Consider the following 24,015-nt stretch of genomic DNA (forward strand, 5'->3'; position numbering starts at 1 on the left):
GCCAACTGCCAACTGCCAACTGCCAACTGCCAACTGACAACTGACAACTAACAACTGACAACTAACAACTGACACTTCTTTCTGCTATTGGTAATTTTATGTCAAATGCACTCTCAAAAATCAAAACTATAGAAACTCCCCACAGCGGCTACCACTGGGACGGCAGTTCCCGGCGCTTTTTTGAAGGCTGGTACTACCGAATAACATTACCAATTCACGGACAATCCTTTGCCTTCATGTATTCCATCGAAGACCCCAGAGGTGGTCAACCATACAGCGGCGGTGCTGCCCAAATTCTCGGCCCCAAAGATAGCTATTTGTGCCGCACCTTCCCCGATGTAAATAAGTTTTGGGCGCACCGAGAAAGCTTAGGTTTTGGACATTGGGGCAAAACAGATTTACAAATTAAACCCCAATATTTAGAGCCGCAAGTATTCGACAGCAGCGTCGAAGAAGGCTATCAAGCTACTGCTACTTTGAATCAAGGTTATCTGCACGATCCGGGAAGTGGCGGTCACTGTTTTTGGCAGTACGAAATCAAACCTATTTACGGCTGGGGAAACTCTCAGGAACTCCAGAAATCCACGGCGGGAATGCTATCTTTTCTGCCCATATTTGAGCCTGGATGGCAAATTTTAATGGCTCACGGTTTAGCCACGGGCTGGATAGATTGGAACGGCGAACGCTACGAATTTAAAGACGCTCCCGCTTACAGCGAAAAAAACTGGGGCGGTGCTTTTCCGCAAAAGTGGTTTTGGATTAATTGCAATTGTTTTCAAGGCGAAAGCGATTTAGCTGTAACTGCTGGCGGCGGCAAGCGGGGCGTGCTGTGGTGGATGGAATCGGTAGCAATGATTTGTCTGCATTACCGAGGCAAGTTTTACGAATTTGTGCCTTGGAATTCGCAAGTTAGTTGGACTATTCAACCTTGGGGAAGCTGGAAAATGCAGGCTAGAAATAGTCAGTTTGAAGTTGAGTTAATTGGCACTACAAACAGTCCTGGTACTTATCTGCGAGCTCCTACAGAAAAAGGCCTCGCTTTTTGCTGCCGGGATACGACGCAGGGCGAATTGCGCTTGCAACTGCGAGAGTTTTTGGGGGGAAATGTGGAAAAAAATGGCAAGCAGCGTTCTAGAATTATCTTAGAGGCTCAAAGTTCTTTGTCTGGTTTGGAAGTTGGGGGCGGGCCTTGGGATGAAGTTTGGCGATCGAATTAAGTAAGTAGTCAGTAGTAAGTAGTAAGTAGTAAGTAGTAAGTAGTCATTAGTCATTAGTCATTAGTCAGTGGGCATTGGTGCTGTCCCCCCGATCTTTCCGTCCAACGTCAGCAGTCAGCAGTCAGTTAACATTAGTAAAACAGCCATGATAAAAATACTCGGTTTACAATTAGAAAAATTCTACCGAAACCAACAATTACAACCAACTCTCAAAAGAATTTTGGGACTAATTTTATGTTTGGGTGCAATCTTAATACCTGCGACAATTGCCAATGCTGGTGATTTGTCTCGCCAACCTATCACCGAAATTAATGTTAGCTTGGGTAACGAAGCTGGAGAACTAAATTTTTTTCCCAATCAGCTAGAATTTGAATCTGGTAAGCGCTATAAATTAGTGCTAAAAAATCCCAGTCCGCAGAAACATTATTTCACTTCCAAAAATTTTGCAGATGCGAGTTGGACTCAAAAAGTTGAAGCTGGTAACGTGGAAGTTAAAGGCAGTATTCACGAACTGGAACTTAAACCAGGGGCGGTGGCAGAATGGTTGTTTGTGCCGGTGAAATCGGGAAGTTACAACCTTCGCTGTACCGTAGCGGGACATACTGAGGCGGGGATGGTTGGCAAAATTGCGATCGCCTCTTAATCCTCCTATCCCATAGTTGAGACTAGCAGATAATTCAATCGCAGACTGCATTGAATTATCTGCGTCTATAGTGGTTCTCAAGCGTTGTGAGGTATGCCTTATGCCCTATGCCCGGTTTGCCCTATCCCAGATAGTAGCTCATATGAGAGCACAGAAAGGCTATATCTGTGTCTATCCGCTGGAAATCGGCAGTTAACAGATCGAATATTTATGCCGATCGAGTTTAGCTTCAGCGGATATCGTATTGCTTGAAGATTAATTAGCCACAAAAAGTCGAACTTTCGGGCTTCTACAGACTTTTAAGTCGATTCTAGCGGAGCCATTGTCAGTCCAGCACGGCTCAATTGCATATGATAAAGTTCTGCTTGTTCTTGCGGGCCAACCCAGACGGTGGCCTGGCCTTCGTTGTGGATTTGGTTGGCGAGATCCCAAGCTCGATCGCTCGTCATCCCTGGAATGTATTTCGTCAAACATTCCACTACGTGCTGAAATGTATTGAAATCGTCGTTGAGGACTATTACCCGATAGTTAGGATAAGGCTTGCGGGTAACTTGACTCGATCGAACGGGTGCTATGGTTGGTGAAGAGGTCATCGCGCGAACAGCCACTGAAACTACAAAATTCGTAAAATAGTTACCTCTTCAACTATATCACAATTTATGAACTTTAAAACCGCCCCTTGCAAATAAATCGCCAAAGTCGATTTATTTGCAAGGGCGATTTTTCGATTTGAGATTTGAGGACAAAGAAACCGGGTTTTCAGGAAATTGAGGGTTTCTACCCACGATTTTGGTTGAAAAACCCGGTTTCCGATCGATCGTTAGATGCAGTACAGCTTATCCAACTACAGTTAACTCTCGATCGACCCCAGAAGTGTTGGTGTCAGAGTATGCTTGCAGCAGAAGTTGCTTTAAATCTTCAATCAGCGGATAGCGGGGGTTTGCTCCGGTACACTGATCGTCAAAAGCGCGATCGGCCATTTCCTCAACGCGAGCAAAAAAGAAATCATCACTCATTCCCTGACTGGCGATCGCCTCCTGAATAGTGCTAGGAATATCTACCTGACGCTTCAAATCTTCCACCGCTGCGATCGAGTTCTCAACTTTCTCATCTAGTGTCTCCCCGCCCAAATTCAGATAATCCGCAATTCGCGCATAACGCCACTTGCTGTTAGGATACTTATTCTGAGAAAAAATCGCTTGTTTGAACGGAACATCCGTTGCATTGTACCGAATTACATGGGAAATCATCAGCGCATTCGCTAAACCGTGAGGGACGTGACAAGTTGCACCTAATTGGTGAGCCATTGAGTGACAAACCCCCAGAAAAGCGTTCGCAAATGCCATCCCGGCGATCGTAGCAGCATACCGACTAAAAAAGAAGTACCCCAAAGCTCAATGCCTTAATTAACAAGAGTTGACGACTATTATCAACATTTAAAAGAAACTCGTTCTTTATTGCCAGAATCTGTACGTTATTTGGTAGCTGACGGTTATTATTACCGCGCTAAGTTCTGGGATGCTGTCAGAAATTGTAATTTAAATTTGATTAGCAAATTGCCGTCTGACACCAACTTAAATTACCTCTATACAGCAATACGGTTTACTTAAGGTCGAACAAGTGATAAACTATATATGATATACAAAAGTAAATCAAGTATAGTGCCGTACAAAAAATTATTATTAGAATCTCCCAAGCTCAAAAATAGCGAGATATTCAAAGCAATAGAGATAGCGATTCCATCAACAGAAATAGAATCGGCTATCCTGAAAACAAAAGCAAGAGAAAAACGGCATCGTGCGCTACCGTCACAACTGGTAGTATGTTTGATCGTAGCAATGAGCTTATGGTCAAAAGACTCAATGCGCGACGTACTAAAGAATCTGATTGATGGACTTAATGAAGTCTGGTTGAAAACAGGTAAATATTGGAAAATTCCGTGCAAGGCAGCTATTACCAAAGCCCGAAAAAGATTAGGATGTCTTGTAATGAGCCAGTTATTTCATCAGTTAGTACGACCAATGGCTACAACTGAAACAGTGGGAGCTTTTCTGAATGGATTGAGAGTTGTAGCAATAGATGGAACCTGTTTAGACCTCCCAGATAGTGATGAAAATGCCAGAGTTTTTGGCCGTCCAGGTAGCCGTCCAGGTACAAGAGCTGCTTTTCCCAAAGCTAGATTAGTTATTTTAGTAGAAGCAGGAACACATTTAATATTTGATGCTTTAATATGCCCATACAAGATGGGAGAAAGAGTCAGATCATTAAGGTTATTACGCTCAGTTACTAAAGAAATGTTGTTAATGTGGGATAGAGGTTTACATTCATATGCGATGGTGTCAGCCACACTCAGCAAGGGTTGTGACTACTTAGGACGAATTCCGTCAAATGTTAAATTCCTCAACGAAACACAACTAGAAGATGGTTCTTACTTAAGTTTTATTAATCCGCCAGGCAAATAAGCGAAAAAAAGGATTTAAACCCATCCAAATCAGAGTAATTGAGTACACGATTGAAAACTCAAACGACCCAACAGCAGAAATTAAGTATCGTTTAATTACAAGTTTATTGAACTCTCAAAAATTTCCGGCAAAGTTATTGGCGGCCGAATATCATCAACGTTGGGAAGTGGAAAATACAATTGATGAATTCAAAGTACATCTGTTAGAAAGAAAAACTCATGTTCGCTCTCAAAGACCAAGAGAAGTAGTACAAGAAATTTATGGTCTATTATTAGGACATTGGGCTGTGAGGTCATTAATTTGTCAAACAGCGCATAGTGCAGAAATTTCCCCATTAAGTATTTCTTTCACGGGTACATTACGAGTTATTCGTCGTGCTGTTCCAAGATTTCAGCGATTAGAATCACAGGAAATCCCTTTTTTTTAACTTGCCTGAATTTGGAGATACTTGATGCAATTTTGCCGCCAAGAGTTCAGAGAAACAACCCAAGAGTTGTCAAAAAACCTGTTTCAAAGTTTAAATCCAAAAAAGTCAAACACAGAGGTACTGGAATAAAAACTAATCCTCCTATTTTTAAAATCTTAAAGCCTCCCAAGCCTTAAGTAAACCGTATTGAGATATGGAATACTCACTGAAGGCGTTGGTGATTGGTCAAGTTTATTCCTTTGGAACATATTGACTTCCTCTTTGACATAGACTCCATAACAGGTTTGGTCTTTGCCCAGGTGTCTTGATAAGTTATAGTAAAGGAAGATGCCGTAAATAAAGAATAAAGGCAGTTTGGAACTACCTTTCTGAATCGTGACTAAAGCCTGCGAAGAAGACGATAATCTTTGTTTACGAAGGGTGTGAGCCAACTGGTGAATCGTTGGTGATTGGAAAAGGATAGGTAAAGGTAGCTCTTTCTTGTAGGTTTTCTCTATTTCACGCATTAGGGATATCGCTAATAGGGAATGTCCTCCCATCTCGAAGAAATTATCTGTCGTACTGATGGATGAAATATTCAATACTTGTTCCCAAATATTGATGAGTTGAACTTCCAAATCATCCTTGGGCTTGGCAATTTTTTCTGGCTTTTCTGGCTTTTCTTGAGTTGTAGGGGCGGGCAAATCTAGAGCCTCTTGAGTGGCGGGTATGATTGCTGCTTCGCGAGATTGTTCAGGTACAGGTAGAGCTTTACGATCTACCTTACCATTCGGTGTTAGAGGTAGAGCTTCCAAGAAAACGAAGATAGATGGCACCATATATTCTGGTACATACTCCTTGAGCAGACTTCGCAGTTCTTGGATGCTTGGGTTCTGATTGTTGAGAGCGACAATATAAGCCACTAGACGCTTGTCGCCAGGAAAATCTTCCCTGACGATGACCACTGCCTGCTGCACGTTAGAATGTTTGACCAAAACAGACTCGATTTCACCGAGTTCGATCCGAAAACCGCGAATTTTGACTTGAAAATCTAGGCGACCTAAACACTCAATATTTCCATCGGGCAAATAACGCGCTAAGTCCCCTGTCTTATATATTCGTTCGGTTTCTCGAAAGGGATTAGGAATAAATCTCTCAGTGGTTAAATCGTCACGTTGCAAATAGCCTCGCGCTAATCCTGAACCACCAATATGTAATTCCCCAGCCACCCCAACGGGAACGGGTTGCAGGAGAGAATCTAAGATGTAGATATCGGTGTTGGCGATCGGCTTACCAATTAAAATTCGCTGTTCGGCGTCTTTGACTTGATAAACCGTTGACCAAACTGTTGTTTCCGTCGGCCCGTACATATTCCAAAGTTCTGTACCTTTGGTTAACAATTGGGCAGCCAATTCTTTGGGCATGGCTTCCCCACCGGAGAGGATTTTCAGCGGGAACTGACTTTCCCAACCCGATTCTATCAATAATCGCCAAGTCACTGGAGTCGCTTGCAGGATCGTAATGCCTAATTGGACGATCGTCCTTAATAACTTTCTGCCATCCATAGCAGCTTCCCGACTCAGGATCGCAACCTGCGCTCCCACAGTCAGGGGTAAGAACAGTTCTAAGACTGCAATATCAAAAGAAAGTGTTGTGACAGACAGCAAAATATCCGTCGCACTGATCCCCGGTTGCTCGCGCATCGACTTTAAAAAATTGACTGCCCCACGGTGGAGAACTTGTACGCCTTTGGGCTTACCCGTAGAACCAGATGTGTAAATGACATAAGCCATATTTTCTGGGGTAACGCTGGCGAGCGGCATTTCCTGACTCTCTTGGGCAATCAGTGGCCAATCCGTATCCAAACAGATGACCAATGCTTTTTTTGCTTCTTTGGCAGGCAGGCTATTCACAAGCTGCTGTTGTGTTAACAATACTTGGGCTTGGGAATTCTCGATCATGTATTCCACGCGATCGGGAGGGTAGTTGGGGTCTATGGGAACATAGGCTCCGCCCGCCTTCAGCACACCTAATAATCCCACAAGCATTTCCAGAGAGCGATCGACACAAATGCCCACTAAATCATCCGGCTTCACCCCTCTTTGTTGCAAATAGTGGGCCAGTTGATTAGAGCGTTGATGTAGTTCTTTGTACGTCAATGTTTGACCTTCAAAGGAAACCGCAATTTTCTCTGGAGTTACTTCTGCTTGTTGAGCTATTAACTGGTGCAGGCATAGCTCTTGCGACTCATCTTTTTGAGTCTGATTCCATTCCACAAGCAACAGATTTTTCTCTTGTTCTGGCAACAGCGGCAAGGCAGAAATCGATTGTTCTGGATGAGCCACAATCCCAGCCAACAAAATCTGGAAATGCTCGTTCATTCGTTCAATAGTTTCTGCATCAAACAAATCCGTGCTGTAGTACCAACTCCCCTCCAATCCTGCGCTGGTTGGTTTTAAGAATAAAGTTAAGTCAAACTTTCCTTCGTTGTTTTCAATCACCCACGGACTGGCTGTTAATCTTGACAGATCGATCCTTTGGAAGGGAATATTTTCCTCAAAGACAAAGGTCACTTGAAACAGAGGGGAATAGCTTAAGTCGGGCTGGGGACAAAATTGATCGACCAATAAGCAATAGGGCACATCTTGATAGGCTTGCCCTAACAAAACAACTTTCCGCACTCGTCCCAGAAACTCTGGGAACGTGGGATTACCCGACATATCTGTACGAAGGGGGACGGCATTGACAAAATTTTCTGCATTCACACGGCTCACAAAGGGGGAGCCAACAATCACGTCTTCCGTACCTGTATAGCGATAGAGCAAGATCTTAAACGCGGCTAACAGGGTTGTTGATAGAGCGACACCTTCCTGGCCGCCCAATTGGCTGAGAGCTGTCGTGATTTCCCCAGAAATGCCAAAAGACAGAGAAGCTCCCTGGAGGGATTGCTCTGGGGGACGTGGCCGATCAGTGGGTAGGGGTAATAAAGGGGTGGCTCCTGCAAGTTGTTTTTGCCAATAGGCTAAGGAGTCTTGAAGGGGGAGCTTTCGTAGCTCTGACATCAGAGTTGTATAGGATGTTTCGTAAATGGCCCGATCGATAGATTGCAATTTGGGATCGTAATACAAGATTAATCTCAGAATACCCAAGGCTGCAACCCATTTTTTAGCTGCTATATATTTCAGGATTTCGTAAGGCAATCGATTGCCAAAAAGATTAATCCAGTGGTGTTTGCCCTGCTCATAAGCAACTATATATTCTTCTTTTTCTGTTTGTTGAACGTAACTCCATTGCTGATAATGATCTCGGATTGCATGGATCAGAAAGTAGGTCGATTTACTGGATATGTTATTGCCAGTGTAGCGATATTGAGAAACGACTTGACCGTGGAAATAGATAGGAAAATTACGGGCAATTCGCAGACATAAATTGTAATCTTCGGTCGCTAATACACTTGGATCAAATGCACCAATAGACTCAATGGCGACACTATCGAGGGCAGCACGGCGAAACATAATACAACCGCATTGAACCCTATGCCGGATAGCCAAAAGGGTTTCATAATTAGCAACTTCAGGCTGGTTCTCATATTTCTCTTCTACTTTGTATGAGCCATCGGGTTGAATGGAATAGAAGAAATAACGACCAAATACCAAGCCCATCTCTGGCATGGTGTTGAGATGCTTGACTCCAATCTCAATCGCTTCAGGCAAAAGGCAGTCATCACTATCCAGGAAGAGAAGATACTCTCCCGTACTAATCTGCAGACCAGTATTGCGTGCAGTAGCATGGCCTCGGTTGTTTTGATAGAAGTATTTTACTGTCGGGTAACGATCGCAAATTTCTTTCGTTTCATCAGTAGAACCATCATCTACGACAATAATCTCAAATACGGGTAGAGTCTGCCCAAGTATACTATCAATTGCTTCCGGTAAAAATTGGGCGCTATTGTAGGATGGAATCACTACTGATACGTTTTTTGTCATTTTTTATACTCCAAAAGGTTGTGTTAAATATTTCGGCACCCAATATTAAAAATATATCTCTCCAGACGTCTATCTGTCCACACATCTATCTATCCAAAACTCTATCTATCACAACAACATTGCTCTAACAAGGGGAAACGTCCCGACTTTGCGAGGAAAGGAGAGTTATACTATCCTTTTCTCCCTACAAATGGGTTTAGAAATCTTCACAAATTAGATACCGTGTGAGGCAGTGGAAGTTCCAAAACTACCATCCCTATTCTTACATCCACTTATTAAGTAGGTTGGCGATATTAAACTTAACAATATAAAAATATGTAAATAAGGCTAAAGAGTGTTGCTAGATGTGCATTTGAATGATTTATAGTCGTTTATATATTTGCGTTTTACAGCGCCGACCTACTTAAGCGAACCTATTAAGCTAGTAGTGAGAACTTCAGTCCTTGGAAACAAAAAATAAAGTCCTCACTACGAACTTAATAGATTCGTAGTGAGGACTTTAATCCTAAAACTTAGGTGCTACTAAGCCGCAGCCAAATTTTCTGCTGCGAAATCCCAGTTAGCCAAATTATCCAAGAAATTAGTAATGTAGTCGGGACGGCGGTTTTGGAAATCCAAATAATAAGCGTGTTCCCACACATCCAAAGTCAGCAAAGGAGTTTGGCCGTGTACTACCGGAGTGTCGGCGTTCGCAGTTTTGGTAACTTTCAAAGTACCGTTGTCCAAAACCAGCCAAGCCCAGCCACTGCCGAACTGAGTTGTCGCAGCAGCCTTGAATTCTTCTTTGAATTTGTCGAAGCTGCCAAAGTCGGCCTTGATTTTATCAGCTAAAGCTCCTGTCGGAGTGCCGCCACCACCTGGTTTGAGCGACTTCCAAAAGAAATTGTGGTTCCAAACTTGACCTGCATTGTTGAAAATGCCTGATTTGGATGGGTCTTTAGCAGATGCCATCACAATTTCTTCCAGGGATTTGCTGGCAAGTTCCGTGCCTTCAATCATTTTGTTGAGATTGGTCACGTAAGCAGCGTGGTGCTTATCGTGGTGAAACGAAAACGTGTTAGCCGACATATGATCTGACTCTAAGGCATCAGCGGCGAAGGGTAATGGTGCGAGTGTAAATGCCATTGTGTTCAATCCTCTCTAGGTGGCTGTTGTTTTTCGGTTGACTTTCCGGCTTTTCATTGATTCGAGCCTAAAGTCCCTAGCTTGAGTTGATCAAGCTGTCGTAAATAATTCTTTACAATTTTTATATTTTATCTCAGTTGCAGCATTTTTGAATTTTGAATTCTGGTTTTCACCAAATCTACTAATACTATGGGCTGGCTAGCACAAACATTGCCAAGATGTCAACCCACTTGCGCGATAAATAAAAGTTTGGGGGGGGAAATGGTCAACACAGGGAAGTATGATAATAGTTATAAATAAATTAAACCTATTTTTTGTCAAAGAGTGACTTTATTTAACTTAAGCTGTAAGCAGGTCAAACAGATTGCAGGAGCTGTCAATGGAAAATCGTTCACTTAACCATACAAGTAACCCCCCGCAGTGGTTGAATTTGAAACTAATAGTCAGCGTTCTCGAAACAATTCAAGATTTAATTGTAATTTCTTTGTGTATCGGTTTGTTCAGCTTTATGGTCATCGAACTGCGAGAAATGTTTTTCTCGCTGTTACCTCCTTTGAATTTCCAGCAAGTGACGGCCGATATTCTATTTCTATTAGTTTTAGTGGAATTATTTCGGCTGCTAATTATTTATTTGCAAGAACAGCGCGTTTCGATTGGTGTGGCTGTTGAAGTTTGTATTGTATCAGTTTTGCGAGAAGTAATCGTGCGGGGAGTGCTGGAAACTCCCTGGATTCAAATATTATCAACAGGAGCATTTTTGCTGGTTTTGGGAGTGTTGTTGGTAGTCCGAGTTTGGTTGCCGCCCACCTTTGAGGGAATTGACCCGGAACGCCGTTTTGCTAGCAAAAGGAAGAATCAGTTAGAGTCAAAGTCTTCTTCAGAACCTGTTGCAGTTAATAGCAATTTTAATTCTCATTGAGTAGGGCTAAATGGCGAGTTGAGATTTGAGATTAGCTCTTTTACAGATGGTGGCGTTATTAGCCATTGTTTTCGGAAAAATAAACATGATAGCGTTCGGAATGCAAGTTTTTTGCGTTTTCCGAGGACTGGAATTCTTCACTACTATTTTATTTGATTGGGGTTGGACGATCGCGCTCCATTACATTACATCCTGTGCGATCGCCCAACCCCAAGAACTAAGAATCGCGCTTGCGGACAGGATTCCTGGGCCGAGGGCCGACTTTAGTCCGCACTAGGAACCGTTTTTGTGTAACCGACGGGGCGCGATATTAACCCTCAGCCTGCAATTCCTCCAGACGGGCGAACACTTCTTGCGAGTGAATCGCCGGGTTAACCTTAACAAAAGTTTCCCGCAAAGTGCCTTCAGGATCAATAATAAAACTGTGCCGCGCCGAGATAAAACTCATCCAAGAACCGTAAGCTTTGCTGACTTGGCCGTCGGTATCAGCTAACAGCGGAAATTTTAAACCTTCAGCATCGCAAAATTCTGCGTGGGAGTTGACATCATCAGCGCTGATGCCGATAATTTGAGTGTTTTTTGCCAAGTATTTCGGCAAGTCTTGCTGGAATCGACGCGCTTCGATCGTACAACCCGATGTAAAATCTTTGGGATAGAAATAGACTACCAGCCACTTACCGCGATAATCGGAGAGGGACACTTGTCCGCCGCCACTGTTTGTCGGCAAACTAAAATCCGGTGCAGCTTGATTCACCGCCGGCAGCTTGCCGCCGAGGGCAAAGGCAGGGGCCGCAAAATTATAACTGAGAAAGACTAGACAAATTGCCAATAAAGTGCTAAAAAACTTGCGGCGGGAAATCATAAATTCACAAGTAGAATTGTACTTAAGACAAGTTTACAGTTTTCTGATTAAATGGGTAGGGGCAATTCGCGGATTGCTTCTGAAACCAAATCCGGTGTTAGCTACCCTTTGATGATTCGGCGGTTAAAACCGCTTCTCGACAGAGGGAACCAGCCTTAGCAGGTTAAGAAATAAAGCGGATATTTAGCCAGGATTTGGTATTAGTCAAGAGATAACTCACTCAAATCACAATTTACTTATGAGCGCTGCACTCCCGTTAACAGGCAAAGTTACAGTAGTCCAGGTAATTAACGGTCAACCCGTTACGATCGAAGTTGACGGCACTAATGCCCCGATTACTGGGGGAAATTTTGTTGATTTAGTTGAACGGGGCATCTACGATGGGGTGATGTTTCACCGAGTGGTACGCCAGCCAGATCCTTTTGTGGTGCAAGGAGGCGATCCGCGCAGCAAAGATCCTACAATTCCCGCAAGTCAATTGGGAACAGGTAATTTTATTGACCCGGATACTAATGGGCCGCGTTTTATTCCTTTGGAAATCAAGCCGCAAGGCGCGGCGCAACCTGTTTACAACCAAGTTGTGACTCAGACACCGCAGTTGAAGCACACTGCCGGGGCTGTGGCAATGGCTCGGGCTACTGCTTTGAATTCGGCTTCTTCGCAGTTCTATTTTGCTTTGGATACTTTGCCGTTTTTGGATGGCAATTATGCTGTTTTTGGCAATGTTGTTCAAGGTTTTGAAACGGTGAATGCGGTGCAGCAGGGCGATCGCATTTCGAGCGCTAAAGTCGTTGGAGGAATCGTCCCGAGTCGGGTTTCCAACATCATTAGCGATACTGGTTTGCTGAACAATTTGGTTAATACTACCAATTTTGTAAATCTGTCTTTGCGAGCACTCAGATTGCCTGATGCCCCGAATAACTATCAAGTTACCACCCAAGATTCTCAGCAAAACCCCAGCGGCGTGCTCGGCGGTAGTGGAAACGATCGCATCGTCGGTTCGCCGATTGATGATGCGATTAACGGTAGCCAAGGCAATGATACTATTACAGGCGAAGCAGGCAACGACTTCCTTAGAGGTGGCAAAGGTAACGACTTAATTAGTGGCGGTGTTGGCAACGATATTATCAACGGAAATCTCGGCGACGATACTATCAATGGCGATGCTGGTAACGACTTTTTGAGAGGTGGCAAAGGGAATGACGTGTTAATTGGTGGTGATGGCAACGATATTTTGATTGGAGATTTAGGCAACGACACTCTCACTGGTGGCGCAGGTGCAGATACTTTTGTTTTAATCGCAGGTGATGGAGAAACGGATACAATTACTGATTTTATATCGCAGCAGGGCGATCGCATTGGCATTGGCGGTACCAGTTTGGCAAGTCTGGTATTTACTCAATCTGGAAGCAACACTTTAATTCAATCAGGCGGGGCTACTTTGGCTAATGTTCAAAATGCTACGGCCGCAGCAGTTCAAAGTGCTGTTTTTGCCGTTGATTTTGCTACTATTTCTCGTCCGAATGACTTGCCAGTAGGCGACGCTGCGTTCAGACTCGGCTAACTTTAACCTATAGGTGTAGGGTGCTGATATCGCACCTTACGCGACGATAGATTCCTAATTCCCGATTTCCAAATTTAACTAATACCGCAGTTGTCTAATTTGAGCGATCGATCTTTCATATGAGAGATCGAACTGCTATCCCGGTTTTTATGAAACAAATTGTTTGCCTACAAAGCATCTGCGAAATAACCGGATTATTAGCGATCGCCCGTCACGGCCATAGTTAAGTTCGTGTCTGGATCAACCCCGATCGACATTTTACTAATATTTTTGAGTAATATTACCGGTGAAAGTTTCTGGTTATTTGCTATGCTTTGATTGTACATCAAGAATTTATCGCGCAAATTAGTGTCAATGAACAGAGTTCTGAGGTTGAAAACTTTAGCTGCTACAGTGCTGGCGATCGCCCTGTTCACTCTCTACTTAACTCCTCCTGCGATCGCCGCGAATGCCGAGGATTTGAGTCAGCTATTAAAAGATAATTGGTGCGTCAGCTTTTTGTGGAAGCAGTGCGATTTGAGCGCTGCCGATTTGCAGGGAGTTAATCTCACTGAAGCCAACTTGAGTGGCGCTAATTTGTCCGGCGCTAACTTGTCTGGTGCTAATTTAAAAAATGCTGACCTTTCGGGCGCAGATCTCAGCCGCGCCAATTTGACAAATGCTGATATTTTGGGTACTACTCTCAGTCGAGCAAATTTGACTGAAGCTAATTTAAACCGCACCAAATTGTGGGACGCTAATCTGACTCTAGCAAATCTCAGTCGCGCCAACCTACAAGATGCTAATGTGTTAGATTCTCGACTTTGGGGAAGCAATCTCACTGAAGCTAATTTAACTGATGCGACGCTGCACGGTGCTGACTTGCAATATGCTAATTTGGCAGATACGAACTTGACAGGTGCTGACTTGCACAGCTTTTATTTTAGAGGTTCCAAACAAGTCACAAATCTGAGCAATGCTAATTTAGAAGGTGCTATTTTAACGAAAGCAAATTTCAGAGGTGCGGTGCTGGCTGGGGCAATAATGCCCGACGGATCTATTAATGAAGAAGTTGGCTTTAATTTAAAGTAAACTCGCTTTGAATTATCTCCAAAACCAGTAATAACAGGTAAAATGCCTGTTTCACAATGCCTGACTTTTTTCAGGCTTTCCGGCCTGTTCCACAATGTATTAATTTTCTGAACCAGTCAACAAAAGTTCCTAAAAGCTGGTTGAGGATGGTGTCAAGATTCCGTTAAAAGCAGGGTGCGATCGACCTTTCAACTCCCAACCAGTCAATATCGCTAAAATCTATCTCAAATTTCCGACCGAAGCTGCACGCATCTGTTACAATTTTTAACAGAGCCAGAACAGCACGCCCGTCTGAATTCACCGGAAATCGAAAAAACTAGATATTTAGTTTAACCTCTCAGATTACTCTAAAATCTAAAATCTAAAATCTAAAATCGACACTGGAGTCAATCTAAAATTATTCAATCTAAAATCTAAAATCGACTGATGGAAACCTTGGAAACCCTACTTTACGAACTCGCACAATTTGCTAATAATTTAGTCAACACTCAACTGACTCATCTAAGTTTAGTCAGCGTCGGAGTCATCTTTCTGGCAGGGTTGCTAACGAGCTTAACGCCCTGTATGCTTTCCATGTTGCCGATTACGATCGGCTACATCGGCGGATACGAAGCAAAAAGCCGCCTCCAAGCCGCCACCCAGTCTGCATGGTTTTCCTTGGGTTTGGCGACAACCCTTGCGGGTTTAGGCATTGTAGCATCATTTGCCGGCCAAATTTATGGCAAAATTGGTCTGGGTTTGCCGATCGTTGTCAGCATCATCGCTATTTTAATGGGGCTGAATTTACTCGAAGCTTTACCCTTGCAAATGCCGTCTTTTGACGCTGCGGGCTGGGTGCCGAAAAATTTGCCCGCAGCGGTGCGATCGTACTTATTGGGCTTAACTTTTGGTTTAGTAGCGTCTCCCTGCAGCACGCCTGTTTTAGCGACGCTGTTAGCTTGGGTTTCCAAAACGGGAGATGTTGTTTTAGGTGGTGTGTTGCTGCTGTTTTACGCCGCTGGCTACGTCGCTCCCCTAATTATAGCCGGGACTTTTACCGCGAGCATTAAAAAGTTGTTAGAATTACGCAGGTGGTCGAGTTGGATTACGCCTGTCAGTGGCGTTTTGCTGGTAGGATTTGGCGTTTTTTCCCTAATTTCCCGCATACTTCCCGCGTAAGGTTGGCAGTTAGGTTTGCAGTTAGGTTTGTAGTAAGGACTTTAGTTATTGTTGAGTAAAGATATAGCAATTATTACAAAATTGGCGTTTTTTTGGGCGAACCGCGAAGACGCGAAGTACACGAAGGAAGAACAAAGAAAGACTTGACAATTGATTGATAATTGCTAGATAAGAACTGTTTATTCCGTCTTCCCTCTTCCTTCTTCCCTCTTCCGACGGACTTACATCCGTTACATCCGTTACATCCGTTACATCCCGTACATTGCTCGTTGCCGAACTTCCTTCTTCATAATTACCAATGACATCAAAAGAAGTATTTCTATCTAAACTATCAAACTGGGCGACTGCGCCTCAAAGGTTTTTCAAGCGAGAAATTTTGCCGGTGCTGGCAGATTTGCGGCTGGCAATTATTTTGTTGCTGGCGATCGCACTTTTCAGCATTTCTGGCACAGTGATAGAACAAGGCCAATCGGTAGAGTTTTACCAATCCAACTATCCCGAACACCCGGCTTTGTTCGGCTTCCTAACTTGGAAAGTTGTACTGATTGCAGGATTAGACCACGTTTACCGCACTTGGTGGTTTTTGTCAATCCTAATTTTGTTCGGCAGTAGTTTGACGGCTTGCACTTTTACTAGACAATTTCCGGCGCTAAAAGCTGCCCGCCGCTGGAAATTTTATGAAGAACCAAAGCAGTTTGAAAAATTAGCTCTGAGTGCGGAGTTAGAAACAGTTCCTTTGACTTCGTTAGAACAACTTTTGCAGCAAAAAAACTACCGCATCTTTCGAGAAGGTGAAAAAGTTTATGCTCGCAAGGGGATAATTGGCAAAATCGGCCCGATTATTGTTCACGCCAGTATGCTAATTATTTTAGCTGGGTCGATGTGGGGCTCGCTGACGGGGTTTCTAGGTCAAGAAATGGTGGCTAGCGGTGAAAATTTTAAGGTGCAGAATATTATGGATGCTGGGCCTTGGGCGGGGCCGCAAATACCGAAGGATTGGTCGATGCGCGTGAATCGGTTCTGGATCGATTATAGTCCGAGCGGGGCGATCGACCAATTTTACTCGGATCTGTCGGTTTTGGACAAAACAGGCCAAGAGGTCGATCGCAAAACCATTCACGTTAACGAGCCTCTGAGATATCGGGGAGTGACTTTTTATCAAGCAGATTGGGCGATCGCCGCCGTGCGAGTCCGCCTCAACAAAAGCCCGGTTTTGCAACTACCAATGGCTCAGTTAGACACTCAAGGTCAAGGCAGAATTTGGGGTGCTTGGATTCCGACAAAACCAGATTTGAGTGCAGGAGTTTCTCTGCTAGCAAAGGACTTGCAAGGAACAATGTTAATCTACGGTACCGATGGCAAATTATTAACTACAGTTCGCGCCGGCACCGCTGTAGAAGTTAACGGCGTGATGCTGACAATTGACGAAGTTGTAGGCAGCACGGGATTGCAAATTAAGGCTGATCCGGGGATTCCGCTCGTCTATACTGGCTTCGGGTTGCTGATGCTCAGTGTGTTGATGAGCTATTTGTCTCACTCGCAGATTTGGGCTTTGGAGAAAAACGGCAAGCTTTATGTGGGCGGGCGCACTAACCGCGCTCAGGTGACTTTTGAAAGAGAAGTTGTGGAGATTTTGGATAAGTTAGCTGAGTCGAAAACAGCAGAGGGAAAAAGTGGAATATCCCCGACTTCTCTAGCCAGTCAAAGTTAACCGCACCAATCTGTAAGGTGCACGCTGTGCACCTTACACCAAGGGATAGAACGAAAAATAAAATAAACAATAAATGTGGATAAAAAAATAGAATTTAGTCAACACGCCTTGCTGAAAATAGAAATTCTCGAAAGTCACGGGGTTACAATTTCAACAGATTTAATTTCCGAAACTGTTAGATAGCCGAGTTGGGTAGAAGCAAGCGGTCAAGGGAAGTTTATTTGTCAAAAAAGATTGAATGGACTTGTCCTAAGAGTGGTCTACCAAGAATATTCAGATAGAATTTTAGTAATTACTGCTTATCCTGGTAAGAGGTCAAGATATGAAAAAGATTAGATATAGCCCTGATGTAGATGCGATGCTGATTGAAATTTCCGATCCTCTTCGAGGGCTTCGCCAACGCCCGATCGCTTATGCCGAAGATGAAGGGCAGATGATTCTGCACTATTCTAGCAGCGGAGAACTGGTGTTGATTGAAATATTAGAGGTCAAACAATTTATCTCGTTAGAAGCTTTTTCTGAAGCAGTTAAGTAAGCTGCTCTACTCTAGCGTTATTTTCGATCCAAACCAACAGTCTCACTGACGCACCCTTGCAAAAAACGGTGCGTCAGAATCATGCTTTTGGTGCTGATTGAGAATCTCAAACCTGACGCACCCTACCGCAATAAGTACCAGCCACAGAAGACTCTACCTTTTACTTCTCGTGCCGCACCTCAATCACAGTGTGCACGTTCCCCCGTGGAGAAAAATCGCCCTTCACAGTCATTTCCAGCGGCGAGCAAGCAGCGACAAAATCGTCTAAAATTTGATTGATCGATTCTTCGTGAGAAATGTAGCGATCGCGATAACTGTTAACATACAATTTCAGGGCCTTCAATTCCACCACCCGCTCGTCTGGCACGTAAGTAACGTGAATTGTGGCAAAATCTGGATAGCCAGAAAACGGACACTTGCAAGTAAACTCCGGCAAAGTAATGTTAATCGTATAGCGCCGCCCGACTCGCGGATTCGGAAAAGTAATTAACTGCCCTTCCAAAATCTCGCGTTCGCCGTATTTCATTTCCTCGGTACTTGACTTTTGCGACATACTTTGTTCGGTTTGCTGGTGATTCATAGCGATCGACTAAAAATTTCTAACATTTAACTAAACTCACTATTAATATTTTTAACAAATATCTTGACGAATTGTATTGCGATCGATCTAATTGTAAATACTCTCAGGCTAAACTAAAAAAAGTTCACCCTCGCCAACTACTATGCAAAATACTACCTTATCTGACAATACATCCCCTGAAAACTCCAATAGTTACTCTCCATCGGTACCGATTTCGCTCTATCGAGAAGTCACCGCCGAATTGCAAGCCGCCCAAGCGATGCTCGACTCCCTCAAAACCCACAACCAGCAATTAGTCCAACAAAATCAACAACTGCGGCGAGAAGTAGAAACAGTAGTTCAAGTATCCCAACAACTACAGCAAGTAGTCAACTCGGCCCAAAGCGTCACCCAGACAGGGATGCCGCAAATGCCCTCAGTCAAATTCAATTTTAGCGTTGAACCGGAGCCTCCAGAACCTGTCATCTCGCGGAGTAGCTCTACCATACCTCAACCACCTCAGACAGTGGCTTTTCCCTTTCCCGTACCGGAAACTTCGCCCACACCCCCTCCGACGCCCGAAACGCTTCCAGAAAAATTATTTTCAGAGGTGCAGGAAACTCCTTACCGCATTCGCTCTCAACCCAAAAAATCCTCAGACTTAAGCGGATTGTGGTTGGCCATCGCGATTTTTTTGATTGTTATTGCCGCCTTCGGTGCTGGTTATTTAGTTGTTCGCCCTTTATTAATGAAAAAGTAATTTCCAACAAGAATCCCACAGCCCGAGCCGTGGGATTTTTACCAAAACCTAGCATAAAATGTTCAAAGTTACGCTAATTGGCCATTATACTCTGGCGGCACTCGTTTCTAATGGACGAGGCGCATACTGCTCTTCACAAGCAGAACCTAGGCTGCCCACCCCGGGCTCGAAACCGCGCGTAAACTCAGTGAGTTTTACCTGTTTAGCTTCCAAAGCTGACTGTAGCACCTTCATGGCCTTGTGAGGGTCTCCGGCTCCGCAGAAAAATAAGTCTGCAGCAAAATAACCGTGTTCGGGCCAAGTATGGATTGCTATATGAGACTCTGCCAAAGTTGCAGTAGCCGTTACTCCGTGAGGACTAAACTGGTGCACGCACAAATCGATGAGAGTAGCTCCTCCGGCTTCGATCGCATCGAGTATGGCGCGGCGGATACGTTCAGGATCGTTGAGCAGGTCTCCTGGAGACTGCCAAGCATCAGCGATCAGATGGGTTCCCAATTGTTTCATTCTGCGGGGTTTTACCTCTAACTCACAATTCGTATCAAACCTTTTGACGATAGCACGATGTAAAAAATTTTGCAAGTAGTCTACCCAAAAAATCAAAAAATAGTGGTGAAGCGCGATCGTCCGAATAATTTTGGCACTTTAGGAGGAGCAACCTATAGCAAATATATGTAATAATCGGTTGGTGAAACCATAGATAATTATATTCCGTGAATCCCTTAAAAGTTTGGAAAAAAATTGCTCTGTTTGTTAGCTTAATGCTGTTATCGCTTTCGGGTGTCAAAACAGCCGCCTCTGCTAGTTCCCCGGCAACAACCTTACAAGCTCAAAATTGTCCCTACGGAGGCAAACCTCGACCCTTCGCTCAAGTCGTCACCGACAAAGATCCCCTCACTATCCGTTCCTCCCCCAACGGCCCGGTTATCGGTTTAGTTCCAAAAGGCTGGCAAGTCGTTATGGGCGATCGGGACGAAACAGGAAAATGGGTAAAAATTGGCAGTTACTTTAATTCTAATACCGAAAATTTTGGCGAAGGCAGGTTTATGAGTGCACCTGATTTCCGAGTGGGTTGGGTTTATAAAAGTTATCTAAAACCTTTAGGAGATTTTTGCGAAAAGCCACTGAACGCACAGCGGGGAACCTTGCCAGAAGTATCAGAGAAACAACAAGTTTTGATCCATCAAGATTGGCTGCAAATCGGAGATCAAATCGCCAGCCAAAACTCTGAAAAATAATTTGACCTTAATGAAATACGCATAAAAACCACAGCGCAGCCTGCAAAATTCGAGCGATAACAGCTTATGAGAGAATTGAGCGATCGCACCGCCATCAACTTAAAAAAAGTCTTAGAAGTTGCCCTAACTCTCCCAGGAAATTACCACCGCTTTTTGCAAGCTGGACTAATTGATTCCGACTCTGGGTTAAAACAACTTGTAACCGATTGGCAAACTGCTTTTAGTAACTTGCAGCCCGTAGACAAACAAACTGTCCGGCAAAATCCAGGGTTATTTCTGGCAACTGCTGACGATTTAGTTTATCGAGGAATGACTAGCGGAACTTCCGGTGATTTTTTTACTTACTTTGCCGGTAATGAGTGGAATCAAGCGCGTTTATTGGCGCGCCAACGCGCTTTAGGTTGGTGGGGAATTGACGAACAAGTCCCAATTATTAATCTCGCCAGTCGCTTGCAACCGATTCGACTTAACGATATTTCATTAATTGGAAATATCACCGCCGATTGGCTGCAAAATTTAAAGGAATTGTTGCAAATTAAGCCTGCGGTAATTCGAGGTTATCCCAGTCGTTTGTCGGAAGTGGCGGCCGCCCTAGTTGGGCATTCAATTCCTGCTGTTTTAGGAGTTATTTGTACCGGTGAGGTTTTATTTGAATTTCAAAAACAGTTACTTGAATCAATTTTTCAAACTTCTGTTATTAACGAGTACGGTTGCCAAGAAACGGGGATTTCTGGCTTGAGTTGTCCTGAATGCGGGCGACTGCATTTAGATGTCGATCGCTGTTTTTATGAAATTATTGACGGTGAATTAGTCACTACAGATTTATTCAATTATACAATGCCTTTGATTCGCTATAAATGTGGCGATCGCATTCAATTAGATTTTGAGGCGTGTCTTTGCGGGCGATCGGGATTCACCGCCAAAATTCTGGGCCGCAGTCAAGAACAAATCAAGACTCAGCAAGGCTGGAAATATCCTGGAGAAATCTGTTTACCTAAATTTCCGGGAATTCTGAATTATCAGATAGTCAAGCAAAATCAATTAGATGTAGATATTTGGCTGCAAGTCGAACCGCAGCAAAGTCTTGATTTGTCACCTTTACAGCTTTGGTTAGAAAATTTATTTGGAGAAGTTCGAGGGAGAGTTATTGTAGATTCATCGGATTTAAGTCAACTGGAAAATACCCAAAGTTGTAGCGATCTAGAGTGGATCGAATGGGTGACGAAAAAATCTTGGCGCGAGTGGTTGGAATTGGGTTTATTACCCGCAGGAGAAGCCCGAGAAATTGCATTATTGTTAAAAAGTTTAATTCAGCCGACAGCGATGGTAAATTCGGGGATTTCGCCGTTGGCGCAGCCCTCGAAGAGGATCGCCCAACAAGCGATTGCAAAACTTTTGCAACCTTCACCTTGTCGGAAATCGCCAGTAGAATTGATGTCTGTACGAGTATTGCTGTTGACCTGCAGCTTTTTAGCCGATCGCCCAACCAGACAAAATATCTACCACAGCGCCCAACAACGTTTAGCCGAGATGAATTGCGGCGAATATTCCGCGATGGTAGATTTATTAATTCCCAGTTTAGCATTCGACAGTAACACCGCTAGATCCATCTGGGAAAATACCAATTTACCCGATTCTGGCAAGTTAGATGTATTTAATATTCAACACTTATTAGCAGCATTCAATCTCGCAGCAAGCACAGCCAAACGCGAAAATCCAAATATCGCGATCGCGTGGAAACCAATTTTATCTATTTTAATCGGAGATTTGAATTTTTGGGCCTCCAGATTCCAGATTCAAATTTTAGCATCCTGGTGGGAGTTGCTCAACGGAAAAACCCTCGCATCCAGTATCCACCGACAAACAACGGGCGATTCCTTTTTAGACGCTTGGCTAACTTGGCGGCAAGCAATTTTGGGCGATCGCGCATCAGCTACCACAGCATTATCTCAGTTACAAGCCACCGCAACTTTACCGACAGAAATAGCACGAGTCGAACTCGAACAAGGATATGCTAAACTACTTTGGCAAGAACCACTTAACCCCGTAGAATGGTTAGATAAAATTCAAAACAATGCTGGACTAATTAGCACCAACTTGCCCGATCGAGATATCGATCCCATACCTTGGATACCGCTTTTGTGGAAATTAGCCCCACTTTGGTTAGCACGGGGAGAATCGGAATTAGCTTATCAGTTTTTAATTGCCGCCGCCCCGCCGGATATGCGCGCTTCGGGATTTGAAAGATTAGCACGAGAAATGAATTACAAACAATCCACAATTTGCGATCGAGCCAATGGTAAGTTTAACTTTAATTATCCTGGGTAAAAGTCATCTGGGCTGGTCAACGAATGCAATGGGCGCTTTGCAACACAATGGACTCTATCAATTAAAACATATAATTGGGATCGATCCCTCAAATCATCAGGGTGAAAGTACAATTTACACATTCGATGAAGATGATGTTGATTTTTTCGTCTTTAATATTGAATCTTTTGCATCGTGTTTGAAAGTTTTACAGACAATTAATACAGAAGTCACTGCAATTTTAACGGCTAATACGCCGGTAATGTTTTTGCCGCCTCAACTAACAAATTTCGCACTAGCATCCTTACCTCCAGCGGTGGTATTACCACTAGAAACTGCCAAACAACATCCTCTCCCCGCCTTGGGCTGGATGGCGTCAACGCCTTTGCTAAAAGCAGCACTACCGCAGTTAGAAATAAATCGCTGGAGTCTTTTAGGAGTTGCTAGAGAATTAGAACGGCAAAATATCGCTTTTAATTGGGGAACTACTAACATAAATTTTGCCAGTTTAGACTCGGATGATTATCCCAAAATAAATCGTTCTATTTCCTCTACAAGTTCAGAGAATATTGCTGAAAAAAACATCAAGGCTACAAATAATCATTTAATTACAAATCAATCTCGCGTCCTGGCGGTGATTCCCCATTATCGCTGCGAACAATTTTTGCATCGCTGCTTGCAGTCCCTAGTAAGTCAAACTAGACCTCTGGATGGTATTGTGGTGCTGGATGATGGCTCGGATTCGCCACCTATCGATATTGTCCGAGAATTTCCGGGAGTGACTTTATTAGCTTCGGCTGTGAATGTCGGGCCTTACCGCTTAATTCAACAGGCGATCGAACTAACAAATTATGATGCTTATTTGTTCCAAGATGCTGATGATTGGTCTAGCGAAAATCGCTTAGAATTGTTGTTAGCAGCCGCCGAAAATACTGGTGCTGAATTAGTGGGCACGCAGGAATTGCGCGCGTTTGAAGATGATACACTGTTACCTGTTGTTTATCCTCTCAATGTCAGCGCAGCCCTAGCAGAAAAACCGGGACATCCGCTGTTGCACCCTACTAGCTTAGTTTCGCGGGATTTAGTCTTAAGATTGGGCGGTTTTGCTACGGGGTTGCGGTTTTCTGGAGATAGTGAGTTTTTGCTGCGATCGCACTTTGCTGCAAAAATAGTTAATATTCCTGACTTTGCTTATTTTCGCCGACACCGAGAGGGTTCGCTAACTACCGATCGACAAACTGGACTAGATGCTCCGGTGCGTTTAGAATTGATTCAGCAACTCAAGAGTAGAGCGATCGCCAATACTGCGGCGGTGCGCGAGGGTAAACTACCAGATTTGCGTCCTTTGAAGATAGCAGAGGCGATCGAACTCAATTATATTACCGGTGCTTCCCTAAACTGGGCAAGCTAATACTATTTTAGATTTTAGATTGATTTTATACTTGGCAATTCCTTGTTTAGCTATCCTCTTTTTTCAAACTGCCAAAAACAT

General features: G+C 43.8%; 18 protein-coding genes and 2 pseudogenes. 13 read left to right on the forward strand and 7 right to left on the reverse strand.

The genetic code is table 11. The features are described from left to right. Positions 1–98 precede the first annotated feature (98 nt). Together QUB13_RS03760 and QUB13_RS03765 are read left to right on the forward strand one after the other, a co-directional pair. Positions 99–1,217 (forward strand): tocopherol cyclase family protein, encoded by a 1,119-nt coding sequence (locus tag QUB13_RS03760; protein ID WP_333379082.1) that lies wholly within the window; start codon positions 99–101, stop codon positions 1,215–1,217. A gap of 145 nt (positions 1,218–1,362) precedes the next feature. Continuing rightward, positions 1,363–1,860 (forward strand): plastocyanin/azurin family copper-binding protein, encoded by a 498-nt coding sequence (locus QUB13_RS03765; RefSeq protein WP_333379084.1) that lies wholly within the window; start codon positions 1,363–1,365, stop codon positions 1,858–1,860. A 299-nt stretch (positions 1,861–2,159) separates the two neighbouring features. On the opposite strand, the gene clpS is transcribed toward QUB13_RS03765, so the two are convergent. Both clpS and QUB13_RS03775 read right to left on the reverse strand, forming a co-directional pair. Next, complete coding sequence (gene clpS / locus QUB13_RS03770) at positions 2,160–2,453, reverse strand: ATP-dependent Clp protease adapter ClpS (protein ID WP_194008643.1); 294 nt, start codon at positions 2,451–2,453, stop codon at positions 2,160–2,162. 243 nt (positions 2,454–2,696) lie between these two features. Beyond that, positions 2,697–3,227, reverse strand: a pseudogene (locus QUB13_RS03775) (bifunctional acetaldehyde-CoA/alcohol dehydrogenase); the annotation flags it as partial. Between the two features lie 384 nt (positions 3,228–3,611). Here QUB13_RS03775 and QUB13_RS03780 point away from each other — a divergent pair. Then, positions 3,612–4,749 (forward strand): annotated as a pseudogene (locus tag QUB13_RS03780) (IS4 family transposase). Positions 4,750–4,904: 155 nt separating this feature from the next. Here the strand turns inward: QUB13_RS03780 and QUB13_RS03785 are convergent. Next, the gene (locus tag QUB13_RS03785; protein ID WP_333379086.1) at positions 4,905–8,714 is read right to left on the reverse strand and encodes an amino acid adenylation domain-containing protein; all 3,810 of its coding nucleotides are present in this window, start codon (positions 8,712–8,714) and stop codon (positions 4,905–4,907) included. Between the two features lie 522 nt (positions 8,715–9,236). Further along, complete coding sequence (locus tag QUB13_RS03790; RefSeq protein ID WP_333092581.1) at positions 9,237–9,839, reverse strand: superoxide dismutase; 603 nt, start codon at positions 9,837–9,839, stop codon at positions 9,237–9,239. A 379-nt stretch (positions 9,840–10,218) separates the two neighbouring features. Between QUB13_RS03790 and QUB13_RS03795 the strand changes: the two genes are divergently transcribed. Beyond that, a complete protein-coding gene (locus QUB13_RS03795; protein WP_333092582.1) occupies positions 10,219–10,758 on the forward strand; it encodes a phosphate-starvation-inducible PsiE family protein in 540 nt (179 codons plus the stop codon). A gap of 310 nt (positions 10,759–11,068) precedes the next feature. Here QUB13_RS03795 and QUB13_RS03800 read toward each other — a convergent pair whose 3' ends face one another. After that, the gene (locus QUB13_RS03800) at positions 11,069–11,620 is read right to left on the reverse strand and encodes a peroxiredoxin (protein WP_194066295.1); all 552 of its coding nucleotides are present in this window, start codon (positions 11,618–11,620) and stop codon (positions 11,069–11,071) included. Positions 11,621–11,858: 238 nt separating this feature from the next. On the opposite strand from QUB13_RS03800, the gene QUB13_RS03805 reads away from it, so the two are divergent. The 5 genes from QUB13_RS03805 (at position 11,859) to QUB13_RS03825 (ending at position 17,659) form a co-directional block, all read left to right on the forward strand. After that, positions 11,859–13,184, forward strand: a complete 1,326-nt coding sequence (locus tag QUB13_RS03805; protein WP_333379089.1) for a peptidylprolyl isomerase — start codon at positions 11,859–11,861, stop codon at positions 13,182–13,184. A gap of 354 nt (positions 13,185–13,538) precedes the next feature. Then, entirely contained in the window at positions 13,539–14,255 is a 717-nt protein-coding gene (locus QUB13_RS03810; RefSeq protein WP_333379091.1) for a pentapeptide repeat-containing protein, read from the forward strand. 426 nt (positions 14,256–14,681) lie between these two features. Next, entirely contained in the window at positions 14,682–15,413 is a 732-nt protein-coding gene (locus QUB13_RS03815) for a cytochrome c biogenesis protein CcdA (protein ID WP_194066297.1), read from the forward strand. 298 nt (positions 15,414–15,711) lie between these two features. After that, a complete protein-coding gene (locus QUB13_RS03820; RefSeq protein WP_194066298.1) occupies positions 15,712–17,124 on the forward strand; it encodes a cytochrome c biogenesis protein in 1,413 nt (470 codons plus the stop codon). 322 nt (positions 17,125–17,446) lie between these two features. Continuing rightward, the gene (locus tag QUB13_RS03825) at positions 17,447–17,659 is read left to right on the forward strand and encodes a DUF2283 domain-containing protein (RefSeq protein WP_333379093.1); all 213 of its coding nucleotides are present in this window, start codon (positions 17,447–17,449) and stop codon (positions 17,657–17,659) included. A 160-nt stretch (positions 17,660–17,819) separates the two neighbouring features. Here the strand turns inward: QUB13_RS03825 and queF are convergent, their stop codons facing one another. Beyond that, positions 17,820–18,239 carry a preQ(1) synthase gene (gene queF / locus QUB13_RS03830; RefSeq protein ID WP_333379095.1) on the reverse strand — a complete coding sequence of 140 codons (420 nt, stop codon included), beginning with the start codon at positions 18,237–18,239 and terminating at the stop codon, positions 17,820–17,822. A gap of 142 nt (positions 18,240–18,381) precedes the next feature. Here queF and QUB13_RS03835 point away from each other — a divergent pair, with 142 nt between their 5' ends. After that, positions 18,382–18,978: a hypothetical protein gene (locus QUB13_RS03835; protein WP_333379097.1), complete on the forward strand. Its 597-nt coding sequence runs from the start codon at positions 18,382–18,384 to the stop codon at positions 18,976–18,978. A gap of 84 nt (positions 18,979–19,062) precedes the next feature. Here QUB13_RS03835 and speD read toward each other — a convergent pair whose 3' ends face one another. Continuing rightward, a complete protein-coding gene (gene speD / locus QUB13_RS03840; RefSeq protein WP_194008626.1) occupies positions 19,063–19,485 on the reverse strand; it encodes an adenosylmethionine decarboxylase in 423 nt (140 codons plus the stop codon). A gap of 206 nt (positions 19,486–19,691) precedes the next feature. Between speD and QUB13_RS03845 the strand changes: the two genes are divergently transcribed. From QUB13_RS03845 to QUB13_RS03855, 3 genes are all read left to right on the forward strand, one after another. Further along, positions 19,692–20,216: an SH3 domain-containing protein gene (locus QUB13_RS03845; protein ID WP_333379099.1), complete on the forward strand. Its 525-nt coding sequence runs from the start codon at positions 19,692–19,694 to the stop codon at positions 20,214–20,216. Between the two features lie 66 nt (positions 20,217–20,282). Then, the gene (locus tag QUB13_RS03850; protein WP_333379101.1) at positions 20,283–22,544 is read left to right on the forward strand and encodes a hypothetical protein; all 2,262 of its coding nucleotides are present in this window, start codon (positions 20,283–20,285) and stop codon (positions 22,542–22,544) included. Continuing rightward, on the forward strand, positions 22,513–23,934 hold the full coding sequence (locus tag QUB13_RS03855; protein WP_333379103.1) for a glycosyltransferase family 2 protein: 1,422 nt from the start codon (positions 22,513–22,515) through the stop codon (positions 23,932–23,934). Before QUB13_RS03850 ends, QUB13_RS03855 begins: the two co-directional genes overlap by 32 nt. Positions 23,935–24,015: the final 81 nt, after the last annotated feature.

It is taken from the genome of Microcoleus sp. B4-D4 (assembly GCF_036705185.1).
In the GTDB taxonomy this organism is placed as follows: domain Bacteria; phylum Cyanobacteriota; class Cyanobacteriia; order Cyanobacteriales; family Microcoleaceae; genus Microcoleus.